General features: G+C 72.1%; 20 protein-coding genes. 7 read left to right on the forward strand and 13 right to left on the reverse strand.

Translation table 11 applies throughout. The features are described from left to right. Positions 1–148 precede the first annotated feature (148 nt). Entirely contained in the window at positions 149–1,786 is a 1,638-nt protein-coding gene (locus E6R18_RS32330; RefSeq protein ID WP_136320426.1) for a cation acetate symporter, read from the reverse strand. Continuing rightward, positions 1,783–2,148, reverse strand: a complete 366-nt coding sequence (locus E6R18_RS32335; protein ID WP_136320427.1) for a DUF485 domain-containing protein — start codon at positions 2,146–2,148, stop codon at positions 1,783–1,785. The genes E6R18_RS32330 and E6R18_RS32335 overlap by 4 nt, the downstream gene beginning before the upstream one ends. A 290-nt stretch (positions 2,149–2,438) precedes the next feature. Here E6R18_RS32335 and E6R18_RS32340 point away from each other — a divergent pair, with 290 nt between their 5' ends. Then, a complete protein-coding gene (locus E6R18_RS32340; protein ID WP_136320428.1) occupies positions 2,439–3,962 on the forward strand; it encodes a S8 family serine peptidase in 1,524 nt (507 codons plus the stop codon). 46 nt (positions 3,963–4,008) lie between these two features. On the opposite strand, the gene E6R18_RS32345 is transcribed toward E6R18_RS32340, so the two are convergent. The 6 genes from E6R18_RS32345 to E6R18_RS32370 form a co-directional block, all read right to left on the reverse strand. After that, positions 4,009–4,698, reverse strand: coding sequence for a lysoplasmalogenase (locus tag E6R18_RS32345; RefSeq protein WP_136320429.1), 690 nt, complete (start codon positions 4,696–4,698; stop codon positions 4,009–4,011). Further along, the gene (locus E6R18_RS32350; RefSeq protein ID WP_136320430.1) at positions 4,695–5,588 is read right to left on the reverse strand and encodes a sterol desaturase family protein; all 894 of its coding nucleotides are present in this window, start codon (positions 5,586–5,588) and stop codon (positions 4,695–4,697) included. Before E6R18_RS32350 ends, E6R18_RS32345 begins: the two co-directional genes overlap by 4 nt. Positions 5,589–5,717: 129 nt before the next feature. Next, on the reverse strand, positions 5,718–6,431 hold the full coding sequence (locus E6R18_RS32355) for a VIT family protein (RefSeq protein ID WP_136320431.1): 714 nt from the start codon (positions 6,429–6,431) through the stop codon (positions 5,718–5,720). Positions 6,432–6,480: 49 nt separating this feature from the next. Then, the gene (locus tag E6R18_RS32360) at positions 6,481–7,095 is read right to left on the reverse strand and encodes a hypothetical protein (protein WP_136320432.1); all 615 of its coding nucleotides are present in this window, start codon (positions 7,093–7,095) and stop codon (positions 6,481–6,483) included. Next, positions 7,092–7,415 carry a hypothetical protein gene (locus tag E6R18_RS32365; protein WP_136320433.1) on the reverse strand — a complete coding sequence of 108 codons (324 nt, stop codon included), beginning with the start codon at positions 7,413–7,415 and terminating at the stop codon, positions 7,092–7,094. Before E6R18_RS32365 ends, E6R18_RS32360 begins: the two co-directional genes overlap by 4 nt. Continuing rightward, the gene (locus E6R18_RS32370; RefSeq protein ID WP_276607281.1) at positions 7,399–12,567 is read right to left on the reverse strand and encodes a caspase family protein; all 5,169 of its coding nucleotides are present in this window, start codon (positions 12,565–12,567) and stop codon (positions 7,399–7,401) included. Before E6R18_RS32370 ends, E6R18_RS32365 begins: the two co-directional genes overlap by 17 nt. 146 nt (positions 12,568–12,713) lie before the next feature. Between E6R18_RS32370 and E6R18_RS32375 the strand changes: the two genes are divergently transcribed. From E6R18_RS32375 to E6R18_RS32395, 5 genes are all read left to right on the forward strand, one after another. Further along, positions 12,714–13,721 (forward strand): DEDDh family exonuclease, encoded by a 1,008-nt coding sequence (locus E6R18_RS32375; RefSeq protein ID WP_136320435.1) that lies wholly within the window; start codon positions 12,714–12,716, stop codon positions 13,719–13,721. A gap of 63 nt (positions 13,722–13,784) precedes the next feature. Continuing rightward, a complete protein-coding gene (locus E6R18_RS32380; RefSeq protein WP_136320436.1) occupies positions 13,785–14,018 on the forward strand; it encodes a hypothetical protein in 234 nt (77 codons plus the stop codon). Positions 14,019–14,090: 72 nt separating this feature from the next. Then, positions 14,091–14,900: an SURF1 family protein gene (locus tag E6R18_RS32385; protein ID WP_136320437.1), complete on the forward strand. Its 810-nt coding sequence runs from the start codon at positions 14,091–14,093 to the stop codon at positions 14,898–14,900. Between the two features lie 95 nt (positions 14,901–14,995). Then, positions 14,996–16,822: a glycoside hydrolase family 15 protein gene (locus E6R18_RS32390; protein ID WP_136320438.1), complete on the forward strand. Its 1,827-nt coding sequence runs from the start codon at positions 14,996–14,998 to the stop codon at positions 16,820–16,822. A gap of 4 nt (positions 16,823–16,826) precedes the next feature. Further along, positions 16,827–17,582 (forward strand): SDR family oxidoreductase, encoded by a 756-nt coding sequence (locus E6R18_RS32395; protein ID WP_136320439.1) that lies wholly within the window; start codon positions 16,827–16,829, stop codon positions 17,580–17,582. A gap of 57 nt (positions 17,583–17,639) precedes the next feature. Here the strand turns inward: E6R18_RS32395 and amaP are convergent, their stop codons facing one another. From amaP to E6R18_RS32420, 5 genes are read right to left on the reverse strand one after another with little or no spacing between them, the layout of a single operon-like run. Continuing rightward, the gene (gene amaP, locus E6R18_RS32400; protein WP_136320440.1) at positions 17,640–18,227 is read right to left on the reverse strand and encodes an alkaline shock response membrane anchor protein AmaP; all 588 of its coding nucleotides are present in this window, start codon (positions 18,225–18,227) and stop codon (positions 17,640–17,642) included. Continuing rightward, the gene (locus E6R18_RS32405; RefSeq protein WP_136320441.1) at positions 18,224–18,910 is read right to left on the reverse strand and encodes a DUF6286 domain-containing protein; all 687 of its coding nucleotides are present in this window, start codon (positions 18,908–18,910) and stop codon (positions 18,224–18,226) included. Before E6R18_RS32405 ends, amaP begins: the two co-directional genes overlap by 4 nt. After that, on the reverse strand, positions 18,907–19,260 hold the full coding sequence (locus E6R18_RS32410) for an Asp23/Gls24 family envelope stress response protein (RefSeq protein WP_206308491.1): 354 nt from the start codon (positions 19,258–19,260) through the stop codon (positions 18,907–18,909). Before E6R18_RS32410 ends, E6R18_RS32405 begins: the two co-directional genes overlap by 4 nt. A gap of 5 nt (positions 19,261–19,265) precedes the next feature. Continuing rightward, a complete protein-coding gene (locus E6R18_RS32415; RefSeq protein ID WP_136320443.1) occupies positions 19,266–19,457 on the reverse strand; it encodes a hypothetical protein in 192 nt (63 codons plus the stop codon). A 32-nt stretch (positions 19,458–19,489) separates the two neighbouring features. Further along, positions 19,490–19,972, reverse strand: a complete 483-nt coding sequence (locus E6R18_RS32420; RefSeq protein WP_136320444.1) for an Asp23/Gls24 family envelope stress response protein — start codon at positions 19,970–19,972, stop codon at positions 19,490–19,492. A gap of 93 nt (positions 19,973–20,065) precedes the next feature. Between E6R18_RS32420 and E6R18_RS32425 the strand changes: the two genes are divergently transcribed. Further along, positions 20,066–20,776 carry a hypothetical protein gene (locus E6R18_RS32425; RefSeq protein WP_136320445.1) on the forward strand — a complete coding sequence of 237 codons (711 nt, stop codon included), beginning with the start codon at positions 20,066–20,068 and terminating at the stop codon, positions 20,774–20,776. The last annotated feature ends 47 nt before the right edge of the window (positions 20,777–20,823 follow it).

Here is a 20,823-nt window from a genome sequence, read left to right on the forward strand (position 1 = left end):
AGGTGTCGATGAGCATGGTGGCCCCCTCCCCCGGTGACTTCCCGGTCGCGGTAGCTGACTCTTTCGAGCCTACGCGAGACCGGTGACGGCACGGGGGGAGCGTTTGGCACGAGGTGCGGCGGGGCCGACGCCGGATGGACTCGGGCTCTCAGTGGGCGCCGATGCCGGTGAGGGACTTGACCTCCAGTTCGGCGTACTTGCCCCGGTCGGGCTCCTCCTTGGACAGCAGGGAGCCGATCCAGCCGAGCAGGAAGCCGAGCGGGATGGAGATGAGGCCGGGGTTCTCCAGCGGGAACCAGGCGAAGTCGACGCCCTTGAACATCGAGGTCTTCTCGTTGCCGGAGACGACCGGCGAGAACAGCACCAGGATCACGGAGGAGGCCAGGCCGCCGTAGATCGACCACAGCGCGCCCTGGGTGGTGAAGCGCTTCCAGAAGAGGCTGTAGAGGAGCGTCGGCAGGTTGGCGGAGGCGGCGACGGCGAAGGCGAGGGCGACCAGTCCCGCGACGTTCATGTCGCGGGCGAAGGCGCCCAGGACGATCGCGGCGGCGCCGATGAAGACGGTGGCCCAGCGGGCGGCCCTCATCTCCTCCTTCTCGGTGGCCTTCCCCTTGCGGATGACGTTGGCGTAGATGTCGTGGGCGAAGGAGGACGAGGAGGCGAGGGTCAGTCCGGCGACGACGGCGAGGATGGTGGCGAAGGCCACGGCGGAGATGACGGCGAGCAGGACGGCCCCGCCGGTGGTGCCGACCCCGCCGAGGTATTCGGCGAGCTGCGGGGCGGCCGCGTTGCCCGCGGGGTTCTTCGCCTTGATCTCGTCCGGGCCGATGAGGGCGGCGGCGCCGAAGCCGAGGGCGATCGTCATCAGGTAGAACGCGCCGATGATGCCGATGGCCCAGTTGACGGACTTACGGGCGGCCTTGGCGGTCGGCACCGTGTAGAAGCGGATCAGGATGTGCGGCAGGCCCGCGGTGCCCAGGACCAGGGCGATGCCGAGGGAGAGGAAGTCGAGCTTCGAGGTGCCGGTGGCGCCGTACTTCAGGCCGGGCTCCAGGAACGAGGCGCCGTGGCCGCTCTTCTCGGCGGCGGTGCCCAGCAGGTCGGAGACGTTGAAGTCGAACTTCCACAGCACCATGAACGTCATCAGGATGGCGCCGGCGATGAGCAGCACGGCCTTGACCATCTGCACCCAGGTGGTGCCCTTCATGCCGCCGATGGTGACGTAGACGATCATCAGTACGCCGACCAGCGCAACGATGAGGATCTTTCCGGCGTCGCTGGTGATTCCGAGGAGCAGTGAGACCAGAACTCCCGCGCCCGCCATCTGTGCCAGCAGGTAGAAGATCGACACGATGATGGTGGAAACGCCCGCCGCGGTGCGGACCGGGCGCTGGCGCATCCGGTAGGCGAGGACGTCGCCCATGGTGTAGCGGCCGGAGTTGCGCAGGGGCTCGGCGACCAGCAGCAGGGCCACCAGCCAGGCGACGAGGAAGCCGATGGAGTAGAGGAAGCCGTCGTAGCCGAAGAGGGCGATGGCGCCGGCGATGCCGAGGAAGGACGCGGCGGACATGTAGTCGCCGGAGACCGCGAGACCGTTCTGGAAGGCGGTGAACTGGCGGCCGCCCGCGTAGAAGTCGGAGGCGCTGCGGGTCTGGCGGCCGGCCCAGACGGTGATGCCGAGGGTGGCCGCGACGAAGACCGCGAAGAGCGTGATGATCAGCGGCCGGTGCTCGGTGGCCGAGGCGGCGAGGGTCACGGTGGCGTGGGAGTGGTACGCGGCGCTCATGCGTCGGCCTCCATACGGGACTTGATGGCCTCGGCCTTCGGGTCGAGCTTCGCGTTGGCGTGGCGCGAGTAGAACCAGGCGATGAGGAAGGTGGTGAGGAACTGGGCGAGGCCGAAGACGAAGGCCACGTTGATGTTGCTGAACACCTTGGTGCCCATGAAGCCGCCCGCGTAGTTGGAGAGCAGCACGTACAGCAGGTACCAGAGGACGAAGGCGATGGTCAGCGGGAAGGCGAAGGAGCGGTAGGAGCGGCGAAGTTCGCCGAATTCCGCGCTGCCTTGCTCCGCGAGGAACGCCTCGGTCGTGGGCTGGGCAGGGCTGTTGTCCGTACTGCCCTCGGGCGGCGGTGCATCGGTAGCCACGGAATCTCCTCGCGACGCGGGTGCGGTGGTGGTGGGGACGGTGGGTTTCACTGCGGACCTCGTGATCGGGGGTGGTGGTGCGCTTCCCCTGACAACGGCACGCGGCGCGCGGCGAAGCGGTTCACCTCGCTCCCCTCCTTCTCCACACCACTCGTTCGGGTGCTTCGCCGGTCACGCGTTCGCGCGAACCGATTGATGCGCCGGGATGTTCGGCGATAGCTTCACTCGTCATGTACGCGACTGGATACGGCCCGTGTCCGGTCGACTGACACGGATGATGTGGAGACCCCATGGCTCATCTGAGATCCAGGCGGACGCGCGCACTGGCGCTTCCCGTCGGATTGGCCCTCACCGCCTCGCTCGGCTTCCTGCCGGCGAATGCCGCCTCCGCCGCCCCGCCGGACGGCGCGGCCTCGGCGGACGGCCCGAAGCTGTCGTACGTGGTCAACACGCAGGGCGGTGCCGGCACGGCCGGGCAGGTACGCAAGGCGATAGAGCGGGCCGGCGGCACGGTGGTGATCTCCTACGACCGGATCGGTGTCATCGTCGTCCACGCGCAGAACCCGGACTTGGCGAAGACGGTCCGCCGGGTCAGGGGCGTCCAGTCGGCGGGCGCCACCCGTACCGACCCGATCGTGCCGCAGGCCACCAAGGACACCGGGGTGGAGCAACCGCTGACGGCCGAGCAGGAACGGGCCGCGGCGGCGAGGGCGACGGCGGACCAGGACCCCATGGAACCGCTCCAGTGGGACCTGCCGGCCATCAAGGCGGACAAGGCGCACCAGAAGTCGCTGGGCAGCCGGAAGGTGACGGTCGCCGTCATCGACACCGGCGTCGACGACACGCACCCGGACCTCGCGCCGAACTTCGACCGCGCGGCCTCCGCGAACTGCGTGTCGGGCGCCCCGGACACCACGGACGGGGCCTGGCGTCCGAAGGCCGGCGAGAGCGACCACGGCACCCATGTGGCGGGCACCATCGCGGCGGCGAAGAACGGCATCGGCGTGACGGGCGTGGCGCCGGGCGTGAAGGTCTCCGGCATCAAGGTGGGCGACCCGGACGGCTTCTTCTACACCGAGGCCGTCGTCTGCGGCTTCGTGTGGGCGGCCGAGCACGGCGTGGACGTCACGAACAACAGCTATTACACCGACCCGTGGATGTACAACTGCAAGAACGACCCCGACCAGGGCGCCCTGGTCGAGGCCGTCGCCCGGGCCACCCGGTACGCAGAGCGCAAGGGCGCGGTGAACGTCGCGGCCGCGGGCAACTCCGCCGAGGACCTGGCGGCGGACACGATCGAGGACTCGACCAGCCCGAACGACACCACCGCGGTCGACCGGACCGTCGACCCGAAGCAGTGCCTCGACATCCCGACGATGCTGCCGGGCGTGGTGACGGTCTCGGCGACGGGCGCCAAGGGCCTGAAGGCTTCGTACTCGAACTACGGGAACGGGGTCATCGACGTGGCGGCGCCGGGCGGGGACTCGACGGTCTACCAGACTCCGGAGCCCCCGGCGACGAGCGGTCTGATCCTCTCGACGCTGCCGGGCGGCACCTACGGCTACAAGGCCGGTACGTCGATGGCGTCCCCGCACGTAGCGGGCGTCGTGGCCCTGATCAAGTCGAAGCACCCGTACGCGTCGCCCGCCGCGGTCAAGGCGCTGCTGACGCTGGAGGCCGACGCGAAGGCGTGCGGCGCGCCCTACGACATCGACGGTGACGGCGAGGTCGACGCGGTCTGCGAGGGCGGCAAGAACCGCAACGGCTTCTACGGGGCCGGTGTGGTGGACGCGCTGGACGCCGTGCGCTGGTAGGAGGCGGTGCGGGGGGCCGGCGCCGGGCCCCCCGCCCGGTCCGCCCTCAGGTGCTGATGGGTCGCTCGGGGTACGCGCCGCGCGCTGCCCCGGCCCCGCGCGCTCCCGGAGCGAGCGCGCCCAGGGTCAGCAGGAGCTGCGCGGCCACATAGGTGAGCATCACCCAGAAGCCGTGGCCCGGCAGCTGCGGCCAGTCCGCGATGCCGGTCGCGATCAGCGCGTCGGAGAGCAGGAAGAGGGCCCCGCCGGTGGCCGCGTACCGGCCGAGGACGCCCGAGCGGTACGCCATGGCGGTCAGCAGCAGGCTGTACCCCGCCATCGGCACCCGCAGCCCGCCCGGCAGCCCGTCCCAGATCAGGGCCACGAAGACGCTCAGCACGACGGCGTACCCGATCGCCGGCAGCAGCGCCCCGCGCGCCCGTCCGAACAGCACCAGGTAGCAGACGTGCCCGGCGGCGAAGCCGGCCATCCCGATGAGGAAGGCGAGATCGGAGTCGGCCAGCAGCAACACGTCACCGGCCCAGCCGCACAGCAGCGCGGCGATCAGGAGCCGGGGCCCGCGCCGGGCGGCCGCGTACCCGGCGAGCAGCGGCATCAGGAGCGGCTTGGCGACGAGATGCAGCCCCTCGGGGCCGGTGAGTACGCCCACGAGGTCGGCGGCGCACGCGACGAGGAAGGCGATGAGCAGCGGCCGTACGTACCGCTCGCGCGGCTCGGGAACCGGGCCGTCGCTCATCCGGTGTGCTCCGGGGCGGGAGCGGCGACGGGTCCGACGGCGGGCGCGGTGCGCGTCCCGGCCGGCTGCCAGCCCGGTCCGCGGAAGATCCGCCCGGCCCGCTCGCCCCAGCCGCCCGCCGCGCGCACGTCACGGGCGATGGCGGCGTACTCGTGGGTGGCGACCCGCAGCGGGTTGTACGTGTCGATGTTCTTGGTGAGCCCGTACACCGGCCGCACCGTCTCCGAGGCGAACGAACCGAACCACCGGTCCCACACGATGAGGATGCCGCCGAAGTTGCGGTCGAGGTAGCCGCCCTGGGAGGCGTGGTGCACCCGGTGGTGGGAGGGCGTGTTCAGCACGTACTCGAAGGGCCGGGGCAGCTTGTCGATCCGCTCGGTGTGCACCCAGAACTGGTAGACGAGATTGGCCGACGAGCAGAACGCGAGCGCCGCCGGGTGCACCCCGCAGGCGATGAGCGGCAGGTAGAACGGCCAGGAGGTCAGCGAGGTCCAGGGCTGGCGCAGCGCGGTGGAGAGGTTGAACTTCCGGCTGGAGTGGTGGACGACGTGGCACGCCCACAGGATGCGGATGACGTGGTGGCCGCGGTGGGACCAGTAGTAGAAGAAGTCCTGCGCCAGCAGCATCAGCAGGACGGTCCACCACAGGACCGGCACGCGCAGCGGCGTCAGCTCGTACACCGCGGTGTAGACGGCGACGATGGGCACTTTCCACATCAGGTCGAAGACCAGGCTGCCCAGCCCCATGGTGACGCTGGTGGCGGCGTCCTTCGCCTCGTACCCGGCGGCGTCCTCGTCCGGGTGGAAGTGGTGCAGCGCCATCTCCAGGACGGTGAGCAGCACGAAGGCCGGTATGGACCAGAGCACTACGTCGGGCAGGTTCGTCGGCATGCCTGCACCGTAGAGCGGGGCCGGGCCGGAGACCAGACGTTGTTACCAACAAGTATGCGAGACGTGCTGTCAGCAGTCTTTGTTGACTTCCGACAGGACGCGTACCGGACGGCGCTTGCCGCCGCGCTCTCAGACCCCCGCCGCCCCCAGCAGATGACCCGCCGCGTACGTCACGGCCATGGCCACCGCTCCCCCGCCCATGTTCCGCAGCACCGCCGGGACGGCCGCCGCCTCGCCCAGCCGGGCGCTCCACCAGCCGGTGACGGCCAGCACCGCGAGGACCGACAGCACGGTCACCGGCACTCGCGCGGAGGCAGGCGGCAGCACGATGGCCAGCAGGGGCAGCAGCGCGCCCACCGTGAACGCGAGGAAGCTGGCTCCCGCCGCGTGCCACGGGTTGGTGAGGTCGTCCGGGTCGATCCCCAGCTCCACCTCCGCGTGGGCGCGCAGCGCGTCGCGTTCGGTGAGCTGGACGGCGGCCTCGCGGGCGACCTCGCGGCTCAGCCCCTTGCCCTCCAACAGGCCCGCCAGCTCGGCGAGTTCCGCCTCCGGTGTCTCCTGGAGCTCGCGCCGCTCCGTCGCGAGGGCGGCCTTCTCCGAGTCGCGCTGGGTGGAGACCGACACGTACTCGCCCGCCGCCATCGACAGCGACCCGGCCAGCAGCCCGGCCAGCCCCGCCGTCAGCAGGGCGCCCCGGTCGTCGGTGGCACCGGCGACGCCCACGACGAGCCCGGCGGTGGACACCACACCGTCGTTCGCCCCGAGCACCGCGGCCCGCAGCCAGTTCAGCCGGGCACCCAGACCGGTGCCGTGGGGTTCGTCGTGCGCCGGGGTTCGCGTCATCCCGGGATGGTCTCACCTCCGGCGGTCCGGCCGGGGGCCGACACCGCGCTCAGCAGCGTGCCGCCGGGGCCAGCGAGCGGACGTCGCGGGCCGGGATGCGGGACGGGGCCTTGTGGCCGCGCACCTTGAGCGTCACCGCTTCGCGGTCGCTGAGCAGCAGTTCGCCGCAGGTGGTGCCGGAGGCCGTGGAGACGACGACCAACGGCCCGGCCGGCTTCGTCTCCTTCGCCTTCTCGGCCGGTACGACCCAGGTCACCGCGATGGCCGCGACGACCGCCGACAGGCCGACGACCGAGCAGCGGCGCGCCGCTGCCAGCACGTCCTGGGTGCGCTCGACCTCGTCGACCACGGCGGTCAGCAGCTCGTCCCCGGTCAGCCAGGTGCCGTACCCGAGCCGCCCGTGCGCGGCCCGTACGGCCAGCAGGGCGCCGGTCAGCAACAGGAGGAAGGCCAGCACCAGTAGGCCCGCCGTGGTGGCCCGCCAGACCGGAGCCAGACCCACAACGCTCTCCGGCCCCTTGAGGACGAAGACGACGCCGACGAGCCCGGTCAGTGCCGTGAGCCCGTTGCGCCAGCCCTCGGCCTGTTTGCGTACGGCGGTGAGCTGTTCGAGCTGGAGCTGCTGCCCGAGCTGGGCGAACCGCTTCCTGGTCAGGTCCGTCATGGCACCGGCACGTCCCAGAAGGCGCCGCAGCCGGATTCCGGGTACTCGGAGGGCCGGTCGGGGTGCGGGAAGCCGCACTGGCAGTAGACCGGGATGCTGCCCGTGAGCTTCTCCGGGGTCTTTCTGCGGCCGAGGAGCCGCCGGCCCTTGTACGGGCCGAGGACCCCGTACGACACTCGGAACACACTGCTCGCGTGGCAGTTCGGGCAGTCGCTCGTGACGACGTACCAGCGGCCGTCGGCGGAGCGTGCGACGGCGGGGGTTCCGGCGGGTGGGAGCTGCTGCTCCCGGAACGGCGTCAGGTCATGCGCGGGCGGCATCGGCCTTCCTCTCGGGCTGTGCGGCGCGGTACGGCCGCGCGGGCGGGGTCGGGGCCGGGGTGTCGGGATACGTCTCCGGCACGTCGAGGCCGAACACGCCCGCGTACAGCCGCAACCGCTCCACAACCCGGTCCGTGGTCCATTCCAGCTCCCGCGCGCTGACGGCGATCCGCTCGCCGGGCACCGGGCCGGCCAGGGCGGGGGCCCGGCCGGTGTACTCCTCGGTGAGCAGGATCAGATCCTGCCACAGCGGGATGTCGGAGAACTCCGGTCGCGAGACCAGGAGTTCGACACCGAAGGGCCGGTAGAGGGCGAGCCGGTCCCAGGCCCGGTCCATCGGCCAGCCGAAGCGGGCGGCGACCCGCAGCAGGTCGAGGGGCCCGACGGGCCGGGCGCCGGCCAGGTCGTCCTCGAACATCGCCGCGTCGTGCGAGGTGGGGCGCCAGCGTGCCCATTCGGCGTCGGCCAGGTCGTCCATCGGCTGCCAGGGGCTGCCGAGCGGGGCGAACCGGCTCAGCGCCCTGATGCTGTCGCCGAGGGTGCCGCCCCCGGTGCGTGCGTGTTCCACCAGCCTGGCCACATCGGGGCCGGGGAGCCACTGTGCCCCTTCCGGGGTCCATTCGCAGCTGGCCTCGGCGTCTGCCTCGGAGACGAGGGCGTCGGCGAGCCCGTCGGGCAGGGGCGCGGACTCCGGCTCCACGCACAGCAACGGAGCCAGTTGGGTGAGGCTCGCGTGGACCTCGCCGAGCGACCGTCGGACCGCGGCGGCGGCCACCAGAGCATAGGCGGAGTCCAGCCGGGTCGGACCACCCGGCAGTACCAGCCATTCCATCTCCCATGACCACGGCATGAGCAGCACCATGTCGCGTTGCTCGACAGCGAGCCAGCGGTCAACGAGCCCGGGGGCGTCTTCGTCCACCAGTCCGGCGTCCGCCAGTCCGGTCAGGGCCTTGACGATGTCCGGCGTATCGGTCTGCGCGTCGCGGACGGCGACGGCGAGCTCGGCGAGCGGCACGCGACGGGACGAAGCGTCGTCCTGTCGCATCCGCCGTTCGAGGACCCCAGCGGTGGAAAGAGACGGATCAGCCAGGAGCGCGCCCTGCAGTTTGGTGAAGGTCGTCCCCTCCAGACCGCTCAGGTCGGAAACGCCGAGGCCCTCCTCGGCGAAAAACGGAGCGTACTTCTCGTATGCCTCGGCGACTGTGGTCGATGTCCGGGCGGCGGCCACCACCCAGTGCCGAGAGGTGGGAGCGAGGTTCCCCCAGTACCTGTGTCCGAACGCGGCTTCCACCTGATCGTAGCGATTTGCCCCGGTCATGTTCCTGGGCTCGCACATCTCGGCGTCCGTCGAGAGGCCGAGCCACTCGTACCGCCTGAGCACCCTTTGGTATTCCTGCGCGGACGGCTGCCTGTCCAGCACGGGCCTGCGCCCGTTCCGGACGAACTCCGGGTGCAGTCCCAGCGCTTGCATGTCCCGGCTCGTCGCGGTGCCGTCCTCCGGGACCGCGTCGAGATCGCCCTCGAATCGTTCGAGCGGGAACCCGGCGGCGGCGAATCGTCCGGCCCGCCCCAATGCCTCCCGCCACGAAAGCTCGCCCCGTGCGGAGAAGTGAGTGAGCACGGACAGCAGCGACTGGCGCTCGTGCTCGGTCTCACCACCGGACCTCGCCCACATGGCGACCAAGGGGGTTTCGTAGCGCATCGCTCTTCCGAGCAGAGCACGGTCCACCGAGTCGAGTTCCAGGGCGTGAGCCGCCTCAAGGTCGGGCACGGACGGAACCCTGGTGCCGGTGATGGCGAATCTGCGCAGCGCGCGAAGAATTCCCGCCAGGGTCGCCGGACCGTCCCAATCCGGAGGTACAACGGCCTCTTCGAGATGCATGCTGCCGTACTCGCCCACGACCACGCGGGACTCCCACGGCACAGGGTCCGGATATCCCACCAGGGACTCCGGCGCCGGTGCGTCCGCCCATTGCCGGTCCACCGGGATGCGCACCGCGCGCAGAGCGGCCACCCGCCAGGCGACCAGCCCCGGCGGCACCACCAGGGCGCCGTGCCGGAGGTCCACGGACTTCACTCCCGCGTGCAGCGCGGCGTCCACCGGGAAACACCCGATCTCCGGCAACGGAACCCCCGCTCCCCCTTCCCAGCCAGTGGCACTTGCCAGGGTCGCGCCCTCCTCAAGGAGCCTGGCGACCAGCAGCTGCGCTCCTCCGCGGCGGCTCTGCGCGAATCCCCATAGCCATTCCAGGGTGAACCACGAGGGAAGTTCCATGCGCGCGGCCAGAGTGCGCAGACGCTCCGCCACCCACTCCTGGTCGTACGTGAGGATCCTCGTTCTACTGGTGTTCAGCTCCGGGGAGTGCGTCTCCCGGAGATCGACCACGCATCCGTACGCCCCGCCGCCCAGCCGGTACGCGTACGAGTCGAACAGTTCCGGTCTCAGCTCCTCGCCGCCCGCCGGAGTCCAGATCCCGTCCACGAGCAGACAGCCCGCCCCCGGAACCCACCACACGTCCCGGTCGGCCCGCACCGGACTCGTACGGTCGCCCCGGTAGTACAGGACGTCCGCCTCCCACTCCTTGACCACCGCGCCGCCCTGCTCCACGCGCATCGCGAAGTCGCACCGCCACACGTACTTGGCCAGCTCACCGGCGGCGTCGATGGCGTCGCCGTTGAGGTAGAGCCGCACCCGCGTGCCGCCGCCGGGCTGGGAGGCGTCGCTCTCCTTGATACGGAACAGGCTGCCGCTCGACGCGATGTCCACCCGCAGCCCGCGGCTGGACTCGGGGCGGCCGAACTCGTCCGTGACCCGGGTCCAGATGCTGATCTCGTCGGCCAGCATGAAGTAGCTGAACACCCCGATACCGAAACGGCTGTTCGCGAAGAGCCTGAGGTCCTTGTCGACGGCCCGCCACCGGGCCTGCTCCCTGCGGTACTCCCTGGATTGCTCGAAGCGGCGCCCGGCCCGCGAGAACGTGCTGCGCAGCGCGGTCTGGCTCATGCCGACGCCGTTGTCCTCGCACTCCACATAGGCGCGGCCGTCCTCGTCGACGCCCTGCCGGAAGACGATCTCGCCGTTCCACTGCGGCCGGATGCCCTCCTTCAGCTCGCCGTAGCGCACCCGGGCCCTGCGGTAGCGGCAGGCGTCCAGGGCGTTCTGGTACAGCTCACGCAGGGCCAGCATCCGGTCGCCGTAGAGCTGGGAGCCCATGAGGAGTTCGCGCATCTCGTCCTCGGCGAGGCTGAACCGCATCAGCGGCAGCCCGTACGCCTCGCCGCGCCCGTCCGCGCTGTACCGGGGGCGCAGTTTGCGGCAGGTGACGCGTTCAGGGAGGTGGGCGAGCGGGCCGGCGGGTTCGGAGGGGGCGCGGTGCTGCTTGATGTGCTGGACGGCGTCGTCGGCCCACTCCGTCAGCTTCTCCAGCGCGGCGTGCACCGCCGGGTGCGGACAGGGCAGGTCGAGGTCGATGCCGGAGCCGAGCCGGTCCCTGGACCAGCGCAGCTCCTGGACGCCGCTGACGGCCTCGGCGGGCACGAGGCCGTCCGTCACACCGATGTTGTCCACCAGGACCCCCGGCATGTCCCGCAGGTCTCCGCCGAGCAGCCCCGCGAGGCCGATGAGCCAGGACAGTTCCCTGGGCCGCCACCGCTCGGCCGGTCCGGTGCGCGGTACGAGCTCCGAGGGGCGCTGCGGTTCGTCGGCCGGTTCGCGCTCGCCCGCGTAGGGCTGGGAGGGCGGGACGGCGGTCTGGCGGCAGACCCGGACCAGCCCGTCCAGGACTTCCGCGAAGCGGGCGGCCCCCTCGTCGATCCCGAGCATCGCGGAGGCCAGCGGGCTCAGCAGGCCCGGTGCGTAGACGTCCCAGAGCTCCTCGCGGCCCAGGACGTGGCGGTGCATCAGCCAGGCGGCGACGGCACCGGCCTCCTCCGTGGCGCCCCGGCTCGACAGTTCACGGCCCTTGCGCCAGATCAGCGGGTGGGCGGCGTAGGTGTGCTCCAGGTCGATGCGCGCCGCGTCGGTGCCGAGTTCGCCGGTGGCCGGTTCGAGCCGGAGCGGCTCGGCGGCGGCCGCCTCCTTGACGCCCAGGGCGTAGACGGCCTCGCGGACGAAGGGGGCCGCCATGAGGACGGCGAACTCGCAGGGGTCCAGGAGCGGGCCGCCCTGGGTCACGGAGGGGGCGAGCAGGGCGCGCAGGCCGGTCGTCAGGACACGTACTGGGTAGCCGTCGTCGGCCCACGGGTCGGTGACCGCGCTCAGCGCCGAGGCCCGCAGCTTCGCGCACTCCCGGGTCAGCTGCTCCAGGGCGTTGCCGAGTTCGCGCCTTCGCTCGTCGTCGCACTGGACGGCGGCCCACAGTTCCGGGTCGCCGACCGCCACGGACCACTCCTCCTGGAGGGTCCGCCCGGAGCAGAGCTCGACGCCCGCGATGACGGCGGGGCCGCTCGGCGCGTACTGCGGGGCGGGCCGCTGCTCGTGCTGTGCGGCCCGGGCGAACTCCGTCGTTCTGCGGACGGTGTGCGCGATGACGTCGCCCACGGTCTGCGGGGAGCTGTCGGAGGACAGGGCCTCCGCGAGCGCCCGGGTGAAGTGGCTGCCCTCGTGGTCGTCGGAGCCGCAGGTCTGGCCCGCCGCGCAGCCGAAGACGACGGCGACCCGGTCGCGCCAGGAGGGGAAGTTGGTCGCGGGGCCGCCGAAGGAGACCTCCGCGTCGGGGTGCGCGTCCCGGCAGGCGTCGACGGTGAGCAGGACCGTACCCGCCCGGCACCCTCTGAGCAGGGTCGTCAGGTCGAGCCCGATGAGGCCGGCGGTGTCGACGTGCGGCGGATCGGTCGACCAGTTGAGCTGGGCCTCCGAGGGGACCAGGTAGTCGGAGCCGTCCACCGAGAGCCCGTGCCCGGTGAAGTGGATGAGGACGGTGCCGTCCTCCGGGGCGGTGCAGCAGACCCGGCTGATGGCGCTGATGATCCGGGACCGCAGCGCCGGACGGTCGGCGGAGAGCCCCAGCGTCTCGACGGTGTACCCGGAGGACCGCAGCGCGGCGTCCATCAACTCCGCGTCCTTGACGACGGCTTGGGTCAGATCCGGGAAATGGTTGCTCAATTCGTACTGTGGCACCGCGATGATCAGTGCCTGTCTGCTGTCCCCCACGGCCTGCGTAGCCTCCCCCTCGGACCCGTTCGGTAGCGGATCAGCCTGCCACAGACGGGCCGCGGGCCGGACGGGTTCGGCGACCTCCGGTCATGAGCCGGGCCGGCGGCCGAATAGGGGACTGTCGGTCGTGGCCCGTATTCTCTGTGACCATGCTCGACGACCCGCAGACCGCAGCACCGTGGCCGGCCGCCTACCCGCAGGGGTACGCGGTCGTCGACGTGGAGACCACCGGGCTCGCCCGGGACGACCGGATAGTGTCCGCTGCCGTCTACCGCCTGGACGCGCGGGGCGACGTCGAGGACCACTGGTACACGCTGGTCAATCCGGAGCGCGATCCCGGCCCGGTCTGGATCCACGGGCTGACGAGCGATGTGCTGGAGGGTGCGCCGCTCTTCCCGGAGGTCGCCGCCGAGTTGTCGGAGCGGCTGGCGGACCGGGTGCTGGTCGCGCACAACGCCGCGTTCGACTGGTCGATGCTCGCGCGGGAGTACGCGCGGGCGTCGGTGACCGCGCCGGTGCGGCAGCGGCTGTGCACCATCGCGCTCGCCAAGGAGCTGCGGCTGCCGCTGGCCAACCACAAGCTGGCGTCGCTGGCCGAGCACTTCGGTGTGGTGCAGCAGCGCGCGCACCACGCGCTGGACGATGCCCGGGTGCTGGCCGAGGCGTTCCGTCCGAGCCTGCACGCGGCGGCGCGGGACGGGGTGCGGCTGCCGTTGCTGGAGTGCCGGCCGCTGACCGAGTGGTCCCACTCGCCGGTGACGCCGCGGGCGGGGTCCGCGTCCTCGTACGGGGGACAGAACAGCTGGCGGCCCTCGCGCAAGCGCCCGGCCTGCCCGTATCCGAATCCGGGTCGGTACGAGAAGGACAAACCGCTCATGCAGGGCATGCGGGTGGCGTTCTCCGGGGACACCTCGGTCGACCGCGAACTGCTGGAGGACCGGGCGGTGGAGGCCGGGCTGCATGTGGCGACCAGCGTCTCCCGGCTGACCAGCCTGCTCGTCACCAACGACCCGGACTCGGCGACGTCCAAGACGGTGAAGGCGAAGTCGTTCGGCACGCCGATCCTGGACGAGAGCGCCTTCACCCATCTTCTGCGGGACGTGGCCCCGGCCGTCGCGAAGGTGCCGGCGCCGACGCCGTCATCGGAGTGAACCGGGGGCGACTCGCCGCCCGCCGCCCGCCCGCCGCCGCCCCCGCATCCCACCCTGTGGCGCATGGCACGTTGTGAGGTCTGCGGAAACGATTACGGGATGTCCTTCGAGGTGCACGCGCAGGGCGCGGTGCACGTCTTCGACTGCTTCGCCTGCGCCATCCACCGCATGGCGCCCATCTGCGAGCACTGCCGCGTCCAGGTCATCGGCCAGGGCGTCGAGGTCGACGGGCACTGGTTCTGCGGCGGGCACTGCGCCCGCGCGGAGGGGAAGGCGGGCATCGTGGACAAGGTCTGAAATCACCCGGTGCCCGCCCCTTCGACCACCCCCTGCGCGATGCACCCCACGGCTCGGTTGTACCGTCGTGGGGTGTACCGCTTCCTGATGACCCGGCAGTGGCTGATCCTCGCCCTCCTCTCCCTCGTCCTCATTCCCACGATGGTCGAGCTGGGTTTCTGGCAGCTGCACCGGCACGAGCACAAGGTCGCGCAGAACGCCCTGATCTCGCGCAACCTGAAGGCGGCCCCGGTCCCCGTGTCCGCGCTCACCTCCCCCGGCCACACCGTTCCGCGCTCCGACTACTGGCGTGCGGTGACGGCCACCGGGACGTACGACGAGAAGCACGAGGTCGTCGTGCGCCGCAGGACCGCCACGGACGGAAGCATCGGCGTCCATGTGCTGGTCCCGTTCGACCTCAAGGGCGGCGGCACGGTCCTGATCAACCGCGGCTGGGTCCCCTCCGCCGCCGACCAGCACGCCTTCCCCGACGTACCGCCCGTGCCCAAGGGCGAGGTGACCGTCACCGGGCGGCTCAAGGCCGACGAGACGACCAGCGTCAGCGGCATCAAGGACATCTCGGACCTTCCGGACCGTCAGGTCATGCTGATCAACAGCGCCCAGCAGGCCAAACTGCTCTCCCGCCCGGTACTCGGCGGCTACATCGAGCAGACCGGCCCGGCGCCGAAGAACGACTCCCCCGAGCTGATCGAGGCCCCCGACGACAGCTCCATCGGGCCGCACATGGCCTACGCCGTGCAGTGGTGGCTGTTCGCCGCCGGTGTCCCGGTCGGCTTCGTGGTGCTGGCCCGGCGCGAGAAGCGCGACCGGGTCGCTGCGGCCGCCGCTGCCGCCGCCGCCGCCGAGGACGCCACGCCGGAGCCCGAGCCCGCGCAGGCGTGACGCCGGGCCCGTACGGGTCCCCGCGGGGGGTGACTCCCGCCTCTCCTCACCGGCTGTCTGCTTAACGGGGGCCAGGTTCGGGAAGACGCCACAACGTGACCCCACGCATCGAGGACTACGCCCTCATCGGCGATCTCCAGACGGCCGCCCTGGTCGGCAAAAACGGTTCTGTCGACTGGCTGTGCCTGCCCCGCTTCGACTCGGGCGCCTGCTTCGCCGCCCTGCTCGGTGACGAGGAGAACGGCCACTGGCGGATCGCGCCCAAGGGCGCGGACACCTGCACCCGGCGGGCCTACGCGGGCGAATCCCTCGTCCTGGAGACGTACTGGGAGACGCGCACCGGCACCGTCAAGGTCATCGACTTCATGCCGCAGCGCGACAAGGAGCCGGACGTGATGCGGATCGTCGAGGGTGTCAGCGGCACCGTCGACATGACCTCGGTGATCCGGCTGCGCTTCGACTTCGGCTCCATCGTGCCGTGGATGCGCCGCACCGACGGCCACCGGGTGGCGGTCGCAGGGCCGGACTCCGCCTGGCTGCGCAGCGAACCGCCGGTCAAGACGTGGGGCCAGCAGTTCTCCACCTGCTCCTCGTTCAGCGTCTCCGAGGGCGAGCGGGTGGCCTTCGTGCTGACCTGGCACCCCTCGCACTCGCCCCGGCCCCAGCGCGTCGACCCGTACGAGGCACTGGAGAACACCCTGTCCGACTGGGCCGAGTGGTCCGCCCGCTGCAAGTACCAGGGGCCTTACCGGGACGCGGTGATCCGTTCGCTGATCACCCTGAAGGCGCTCACCTTCGGCCCGACCGGCGGGATCGTGGCGGCCCCCACCACCTCGCTGCCCGAGGAGATCGGCGGCGTACGGAACTGGGACTACCGCTTCTGCTGGCTGCGCGACTCCACCCTCACCCTCGGCGCGCTGCTCTCGGCCGGCTATGTGGAGGAGGCCGCCGCCTGGCGGGACTGGCTGCTGCGCGCGGTCGCCGGCGACCCGGCGGACCTCCAGATCATGTACGGACTGGCCGGCGAGCGCAGACTCCCCGAGTCCGAGCTGCCCTGGCTGCGCGGCTACGAGAACTCCGCCCCGGTCCGGATCGGCAACGCGGCGGTGCGTCAGCGCCAGCTCGACGTGTACGGGGAGGTCATCGACTCCCTCAGGCTGGCCCGGGACGCGGGTCTGGACGACAAACCGCACGCCTGGAGCCTCCAGCTCAGCCTGCTCGGGTTCCTGGAGTCCACCTGGCGCGAGCCGGACGAGGGGCTGTGGGAGATCCGGGGGCAGCGCCGCCACTTCGTGCACTCCAAGGTGATGGCCTGGGTCGCGGCCGACCGCGCGGTGCGCAGCCTGGAGGACGACCCCACGCTCTCCGGTGACGCCGACCGCTGGCGGGCCATGCGCGACGCCGTGCACCGGGAGGTGTGCGAGAAGGGCTACGACCCGGTGCGCAACACCTTCACCCAGTCGTACGGCTCCCAGGAGCTGGACGCGGCGACGCTCCTGATCGTCAGGACCGGGTTCCTGCCGCCGGACGACCCGCGCGTGGTCGGGACGGTGGACGCCGTACGCGACGAGCTGGACAGCGACGGCCTGGTGCGCCGCTACAGCACCGACGGCCCCTCGATCGACGGGCTGCCGGGCGGCGAGGGCGCGTTCCTGGCCTGCTCCTTCTGGCTGGCGGACGCGCTGCGGATGACCGGGCGCACCGACGAGGCCACCGAACTCTTCGAACGGCTGCTGGCCCTGCGCAACGACGTGGGGCTGCTCGCCGAGGAGTACGACACCGTGGCGCAGCGCCAGCTGGGCAACTTCCCGCAGGCGTTCAGCCACATCGGCCTGGTCGGCACGGCGGTCGCCCTGGCCGAGGCACAGCCCGCCGAGGCGCGGGCCGCGGGGGACACGGCCGGAGGCGGCACGGCAGGATAGGGCCATGGATCTTGGACTGAAGGACCGTGTGTACATCGTCACCGGAGCGACGCGCGGCCTCGGCTACGCCACCGCTCGCGCCCTGGTGGCCGACGGGGCGAAGGTGATCATCACCGGCCGGGACGAGAAGCGCGCCGAGGAGGCCGCCGCCGAGCTGGGCCCGGACGCCGTCGGGCTCTGCGCCGACAACGCCGACCCCGCCTCGGCCGAACGGCTGGTGGCGGCCGCGCGCGAGGGGCTGGGCCGGCTCGACGGCATCCTCATCAGCGTCGGCGGCCCGCCGCCCGGCGGCATCGCCGACAACACCGACGAGCAGTGGCAGGCCGGTTTCGATTCGGTCTTCCTGGGCGCGGTACGGCTGGCCAGGGCGGCGGCCGCGGCGCTCGGCGAGGGCGGCGTCATCGGTTTCGTGCTCTCCGGCTCCGTCCACGAGCCGATCGGCGGGCTGACCATCTCCAACGGGCTGCGCCCCGGACTGGCCGGTGTCGCCAAGTCGATGGCCGACGAGCTCGGCCCGCGCGGCATCCGGGTGGTGGGTCTGCTGCCGGCCCGGATCGACACGGACCGGGTGCGCGAACTGGACGAGCTCTCGGGCGACGCGGCGGCCGCGCGCGCCGCCAACGAGGCGCGCATCCCGCTGCGCCGCTACGGCACCCCGGAGGAGTTCGGCCGCACCGCGGCCTTCCTGCTCTCCCCCGCCGCCTCGTACCTGACGGGCATCATGGTGCCGGTCGACGGCGGGCACCGGCACGGTTTCTGAGCCACCACGCGGCGGCGCGGGCCCCGGAGCCCGGGACCCGCGCCCGCACACCGCTCGTCAGCTGACCCGGTCGGCCCGGTGTTTGACCGCCTTCAGCCGGACCTCGGCGGGCAGCCGTGCCAGGCCCGCGGAGTCCCGGGCGTGGGCCAGGGCCTCGTCGCTCAGCCGGCCCAGCGTCTCCTCCGGCGCGGCGTGCGGCTCCATCAGCAACCGCACCTTCGCGGCCGGGGTGCTGCGCTTGCCGGTCAGGGTGACATGGGAGCGGGCCACCCCGTCCAGGGCGCCCGACTCCGCGGAGAGCACGTCCTCCAGGGCCCGGCCGCGCAGCAGGGCGCCCTCGCCGTCGCCGCTGTCGACCAGCACCTCGGAGAGCCGGGAGCGGCGCAGCTGGGCCAGCAGCCACCACAGGGCCAGGATCACCAGGACGGCGAGCACCGCGATGACCGTCGGCCACCACCAGCCATCGGAGCGCCAGCGGGTCCGGTCCGCCTCGCTGAGCAGCACGTCGTGTTTGCCGTACCAGGGCCACCAGGACGGTACGGACAGGCCGGCCGCGGCGGCCAGGACGCCGCCGCCGACACAGATCAGCACCAGCCCGGCAAGGGCCAGCAGCACCCGGTTGACGGTCCTGAGCACGCCGTTCACCCCTTCTTCGCCGGCCGGCGGACATGGACGGACAGGCCCGGCTGCCTGGCGAGTCCCAGTTCCCGGATGCCCGTGGAGAGCACGGTGTCCAGATCGGCCCGTACGTCGTCGAGTTCACGGAAGTGCGACACGGCGCGCACCCCCACCTTGCTGCGGCCCATCCGGACCCGGACCGACTGCACACCGGAGACCTCGACGGCCCGGTCCCGCAGGACCATGGCGGCCGCCGTCCGGTCGAGCGCGGCGCGCACGTCGGGCTGTTCGCGGCGCATCGGCAGCAGGTCGCGCAGCCCGGGCGTGAGCGCGAGGAGCAGCAGCCACAGGCCGAGGGCCGCGGCGACGGAGGCGCCGGTCAGCACCCAGACGTCGTCGAGGCGCCGATGGGCGAGCTCGTCGGCCAGTGAGCGCCGCCACTGCATCGCCGGATGACCGGCCCGGACCGCCGAGACGTCGTAGAGGAGCAGGCCACTGGCGCCGAGGAGCACCAGGGCGGTGATGACCGCCGGAATGCGTCGCCCGGACCAGAAGCGGCCCGCGCGGCCCTCGGTGCGCTCCTTGGCCGGCGTCGGGTCGTACGCCGCGGAGGAGGCGGACTGGTCGCGCGCGAGGACGTCGCCGTGTTCCACCGCCCCGTCGGTGGACGGCCGCCGCGAGCCGTCGTCCGGGTCGTGGGGCTCGGTCATCGGATCCTCCCCTGTGCCGCGAGGCTCGCTCCTGAGGGGTGCAGGTGTTCGACCTGTACGGCCACTTCGGGCACCTCCATCCCCGCCAACGCCTTTACCCGCTCGGTGACCCGCCGACGCACGGCACCGCACTGGTGGCCGATGTCGCCGGGGTATCCGAGCTCCAGAGTCACCCGTACGCGGGCGGTGCCACGGTGCACGGTGACCGTGGCACGCGGCGTCGCCGCCTCCTTCGGCGGTGCGTCGACCGCCTCCTTCGCCGCCTGCGCGGCGATCTTCGCGACCACCCGGTCGGCGATCGTCGTCTCTCCCCGCTCCCCGGCCGCGACCGGGCCGCTCGCCCCCGACAACGCCGTCACCGCCGTCGGCCGCCGCGCTCGCGGCTCCGGAAGAAGTCGCCGGGTTCCAGATCGCCGTCGAGGAAGCGGCCGGCGATGAAGCCGACCGCCCCGAGGGCGGCCACCAGCAAAAAGGCACCGAACCCGCCGAAGTAACCGGCGAAACCGAGCGCCATGCCGGCCAACAGGCCGACCACAGCCATGCTCATCGTGTGCTCCTCAACTGCCGTGGACGCCAGGACTACTGGACGCGCGACTCGGAATCGTCGTCATCGTCGTCCTCGTCGGGCAGCTTCACGTCGCTGACCGCGATGTTCACCTCGACGACCTCAAGGCCCGTCATGCGCTCGACCGCCGAGATCACGTTCTCCCGTACGTCGCGGGCGACATCGGCGATCGACACGCCGTAGTCCACGACGATCTCCAGGTCCAGGGCGGCCTGGGACTCGCCGACCTCGGCCTTGACCCCTCGGGTGACGGACTTGGAGCCGCCGGGGACGCGGTCGCGGACCGCGCCGAAGGTGCGGGACAGGCCGCTGCCCATCGCGTGCACCCCGAAGACGTCCCGGGCCGCCATTCCGGCGATCTTCTCGACGACTCCGTCGGCGATCGTCGTACGGCCGCGGCCACCGGGGTCCCCTCCGCCGCGCTTGGTCAGGCTGCTGCCACCCGAGGCGTTGCTGTCGGAGTTCTCGGGCCGGTTCCGCTGTGGAGTCTCAGTCATCGCCGTTCTTCCCTTCGGGGCAGGTTTGACTTCCTTGCCCACATTAAGTGCGCTTGCCCCGACTCGCGCCATGGATACGGCAGTCTGGTGGTCATGACGACGGCTGACAGCCCGCACAGGGCCTCTGCATGGACGGCTGCGGTACGGCAACGGCTCTCTCTGGGCCGGCTACTCCCTCTGGGCGGTCCGGCGGACGGGGCCTGGATCTCGGAGCGGGCCGCGGCGGCGGTGCTGCGCCGGGCGGTGAGCGGGCCGGCGCCCGCGCCGGTCCTCGGTGAGCTGCAGATTTCCGTGGCCGACCCGGACGCGGCGCCCGCCGCCCAGGTGCCCCGGCCCCCGAGCGCACTGCCGCCGGGTCCTCTACGAATCGAGGCGACGATGACCGCGACGGCCGACCAGCCCCTGCCCGCAGCCGCCGACGCGCTGCGCGCGGCCCTCCTGTCGGCTGCCGCGCGGCGGCTCGGACTGGTGGTCGCGGAGGTGGACCTGCGGGTGACGGGACTGCTCGACGGTTCGGCCGAACGGGTCGAACCGGAGCCCGTCGAGGTGCGTCCGGCGCCCGCGGAGAACGCGGCGGGCCGTGCCGCCGAGTCGGTGAACGGCGTGGCCGCGCTGACCGGTGTGCTGGGCGCGGCGGTGCACACGGGTGCGGACCAGGTACGCGTCGAACTGGCGACGGAGAGCGGTCACCGGGCGCTCGACGTGGCCCGGGCGGTGCGGGAAGCGGTCGGCGACGCGGTCGAGGGGCGGCCGCCGGTCGCGGTGCTGGTCACGGCGGTGGCCGAGGAGGCTCCGGCCGGCTGACCGGGGGCGCCGCCCCGGCCGGCCGGCGCCCCCGGCGCCGGGCTCAG

The organism is Streptomyces sp. A1277, from assembly GCF_004795015.1.
In the GTDB taxonomy this organism is placed as follows: Bacteria; Actinomycetota; Actinomycetes; order Streptomycetales; family Streptomycetaceae; genus Streptomyces.

Excerpts from the sequence above, each read along its gene's own strand:
- E6R18_RS32330 (WP_136320426.1), bottom strand. The coding sequence starts at position 1,786 with ATGAGCGCCGCGTACCACTCCCACGCCACCGTGACCCTCGCCGCCTCG.
- E6R18_RS32340 (WP_136320428.1), top strand. The coding sequence starts at position 2,439 with ATGGCTCATCTGAGATCCAGGCGGACGCGCGCACTGGCGCTTCCCGTC.
- E6R18_RS32345 (WP_136320429.1), bottom strand. The coding sequence starts at position 4,698 with ATGAGCGACGGCCCGGTTCCCGAGCCGCGCGAGCGGTACGTACGGCCG.
- E6R18_RS32350 (WP_136320430.1), bottom strand. The coding sequence starts at position 5,588 with ATGCCGACGAACCTGCCCGACGTAGTGCTCTGGTCCATACCGGCCTTC.
- E6R18_RS32355 (WP_136320431.1), bottom strand. The coding sequence starts at position 6,431 with ATGACGCGAACCCCGGCGCACGACGAACCCCACGGCACCGGTCTGGGT.
- E6R18_RS32360 (WP_136320432.1), bottom strand. The coding sequence starts at position 7,095 with ATGACGGACCTGACCAGGAAGCGGTTCGCCCAGCTCGGGCAGCAGCTC.
- E6R18_RS32365 (WP_136320433.1), bottom strand. The coding sequence starts at position 7,415 with ATGCCGCCCGCGCATGACCTGACGCCGTTCCGGGAGCAGCAGCTCCCA.
- E6R18_RS32380 (WP_136320436.1), top strand. The coding sequence starts at position 13,785 with ATGGCACGTTGTGAGGTCTGCGGAAACGATTACGGGATGTCCTTCGAG.
- E6R18_RS32395 (WP_136320439.1), top strand. The coding sequence starts at position 16,827 with ATGGATCTTGGACTGAAGGACCGTGTGTACATCGTCACCGGAGCGACG.
- E6R18_RS32405 (WP_136320441.1), bottom strand. The coding sequence starts at position 18,910 with ATGACCGAGCCCCACGACCCGGACGACGGCTCGCGGCGGCCGTCCACC.
- E6R18_RS32415 (WP_136320443.1), bottom strand. The coding sequence starts at position 19,457 with ATGAGCATGGCTGTGGTCGGCCTGTTGGCCGGCATGGCGCTCGGTTTC.
- E6R18_RS32420 (WP_136320444.1), bottom strand. The coding sequence starts at position 19,972 with ATGACTGAGACTCCACAGCGGAACCGGCCCGAGAACTCCGACAGCAAC.
- E6R18_RS32425 (WP_136320445.1), top strand. The coding sequence starts at position 20,066 with ATGACGACGGCTGACAGCCCGCACAGGGCCTCTGCATGGACGGCTGCG.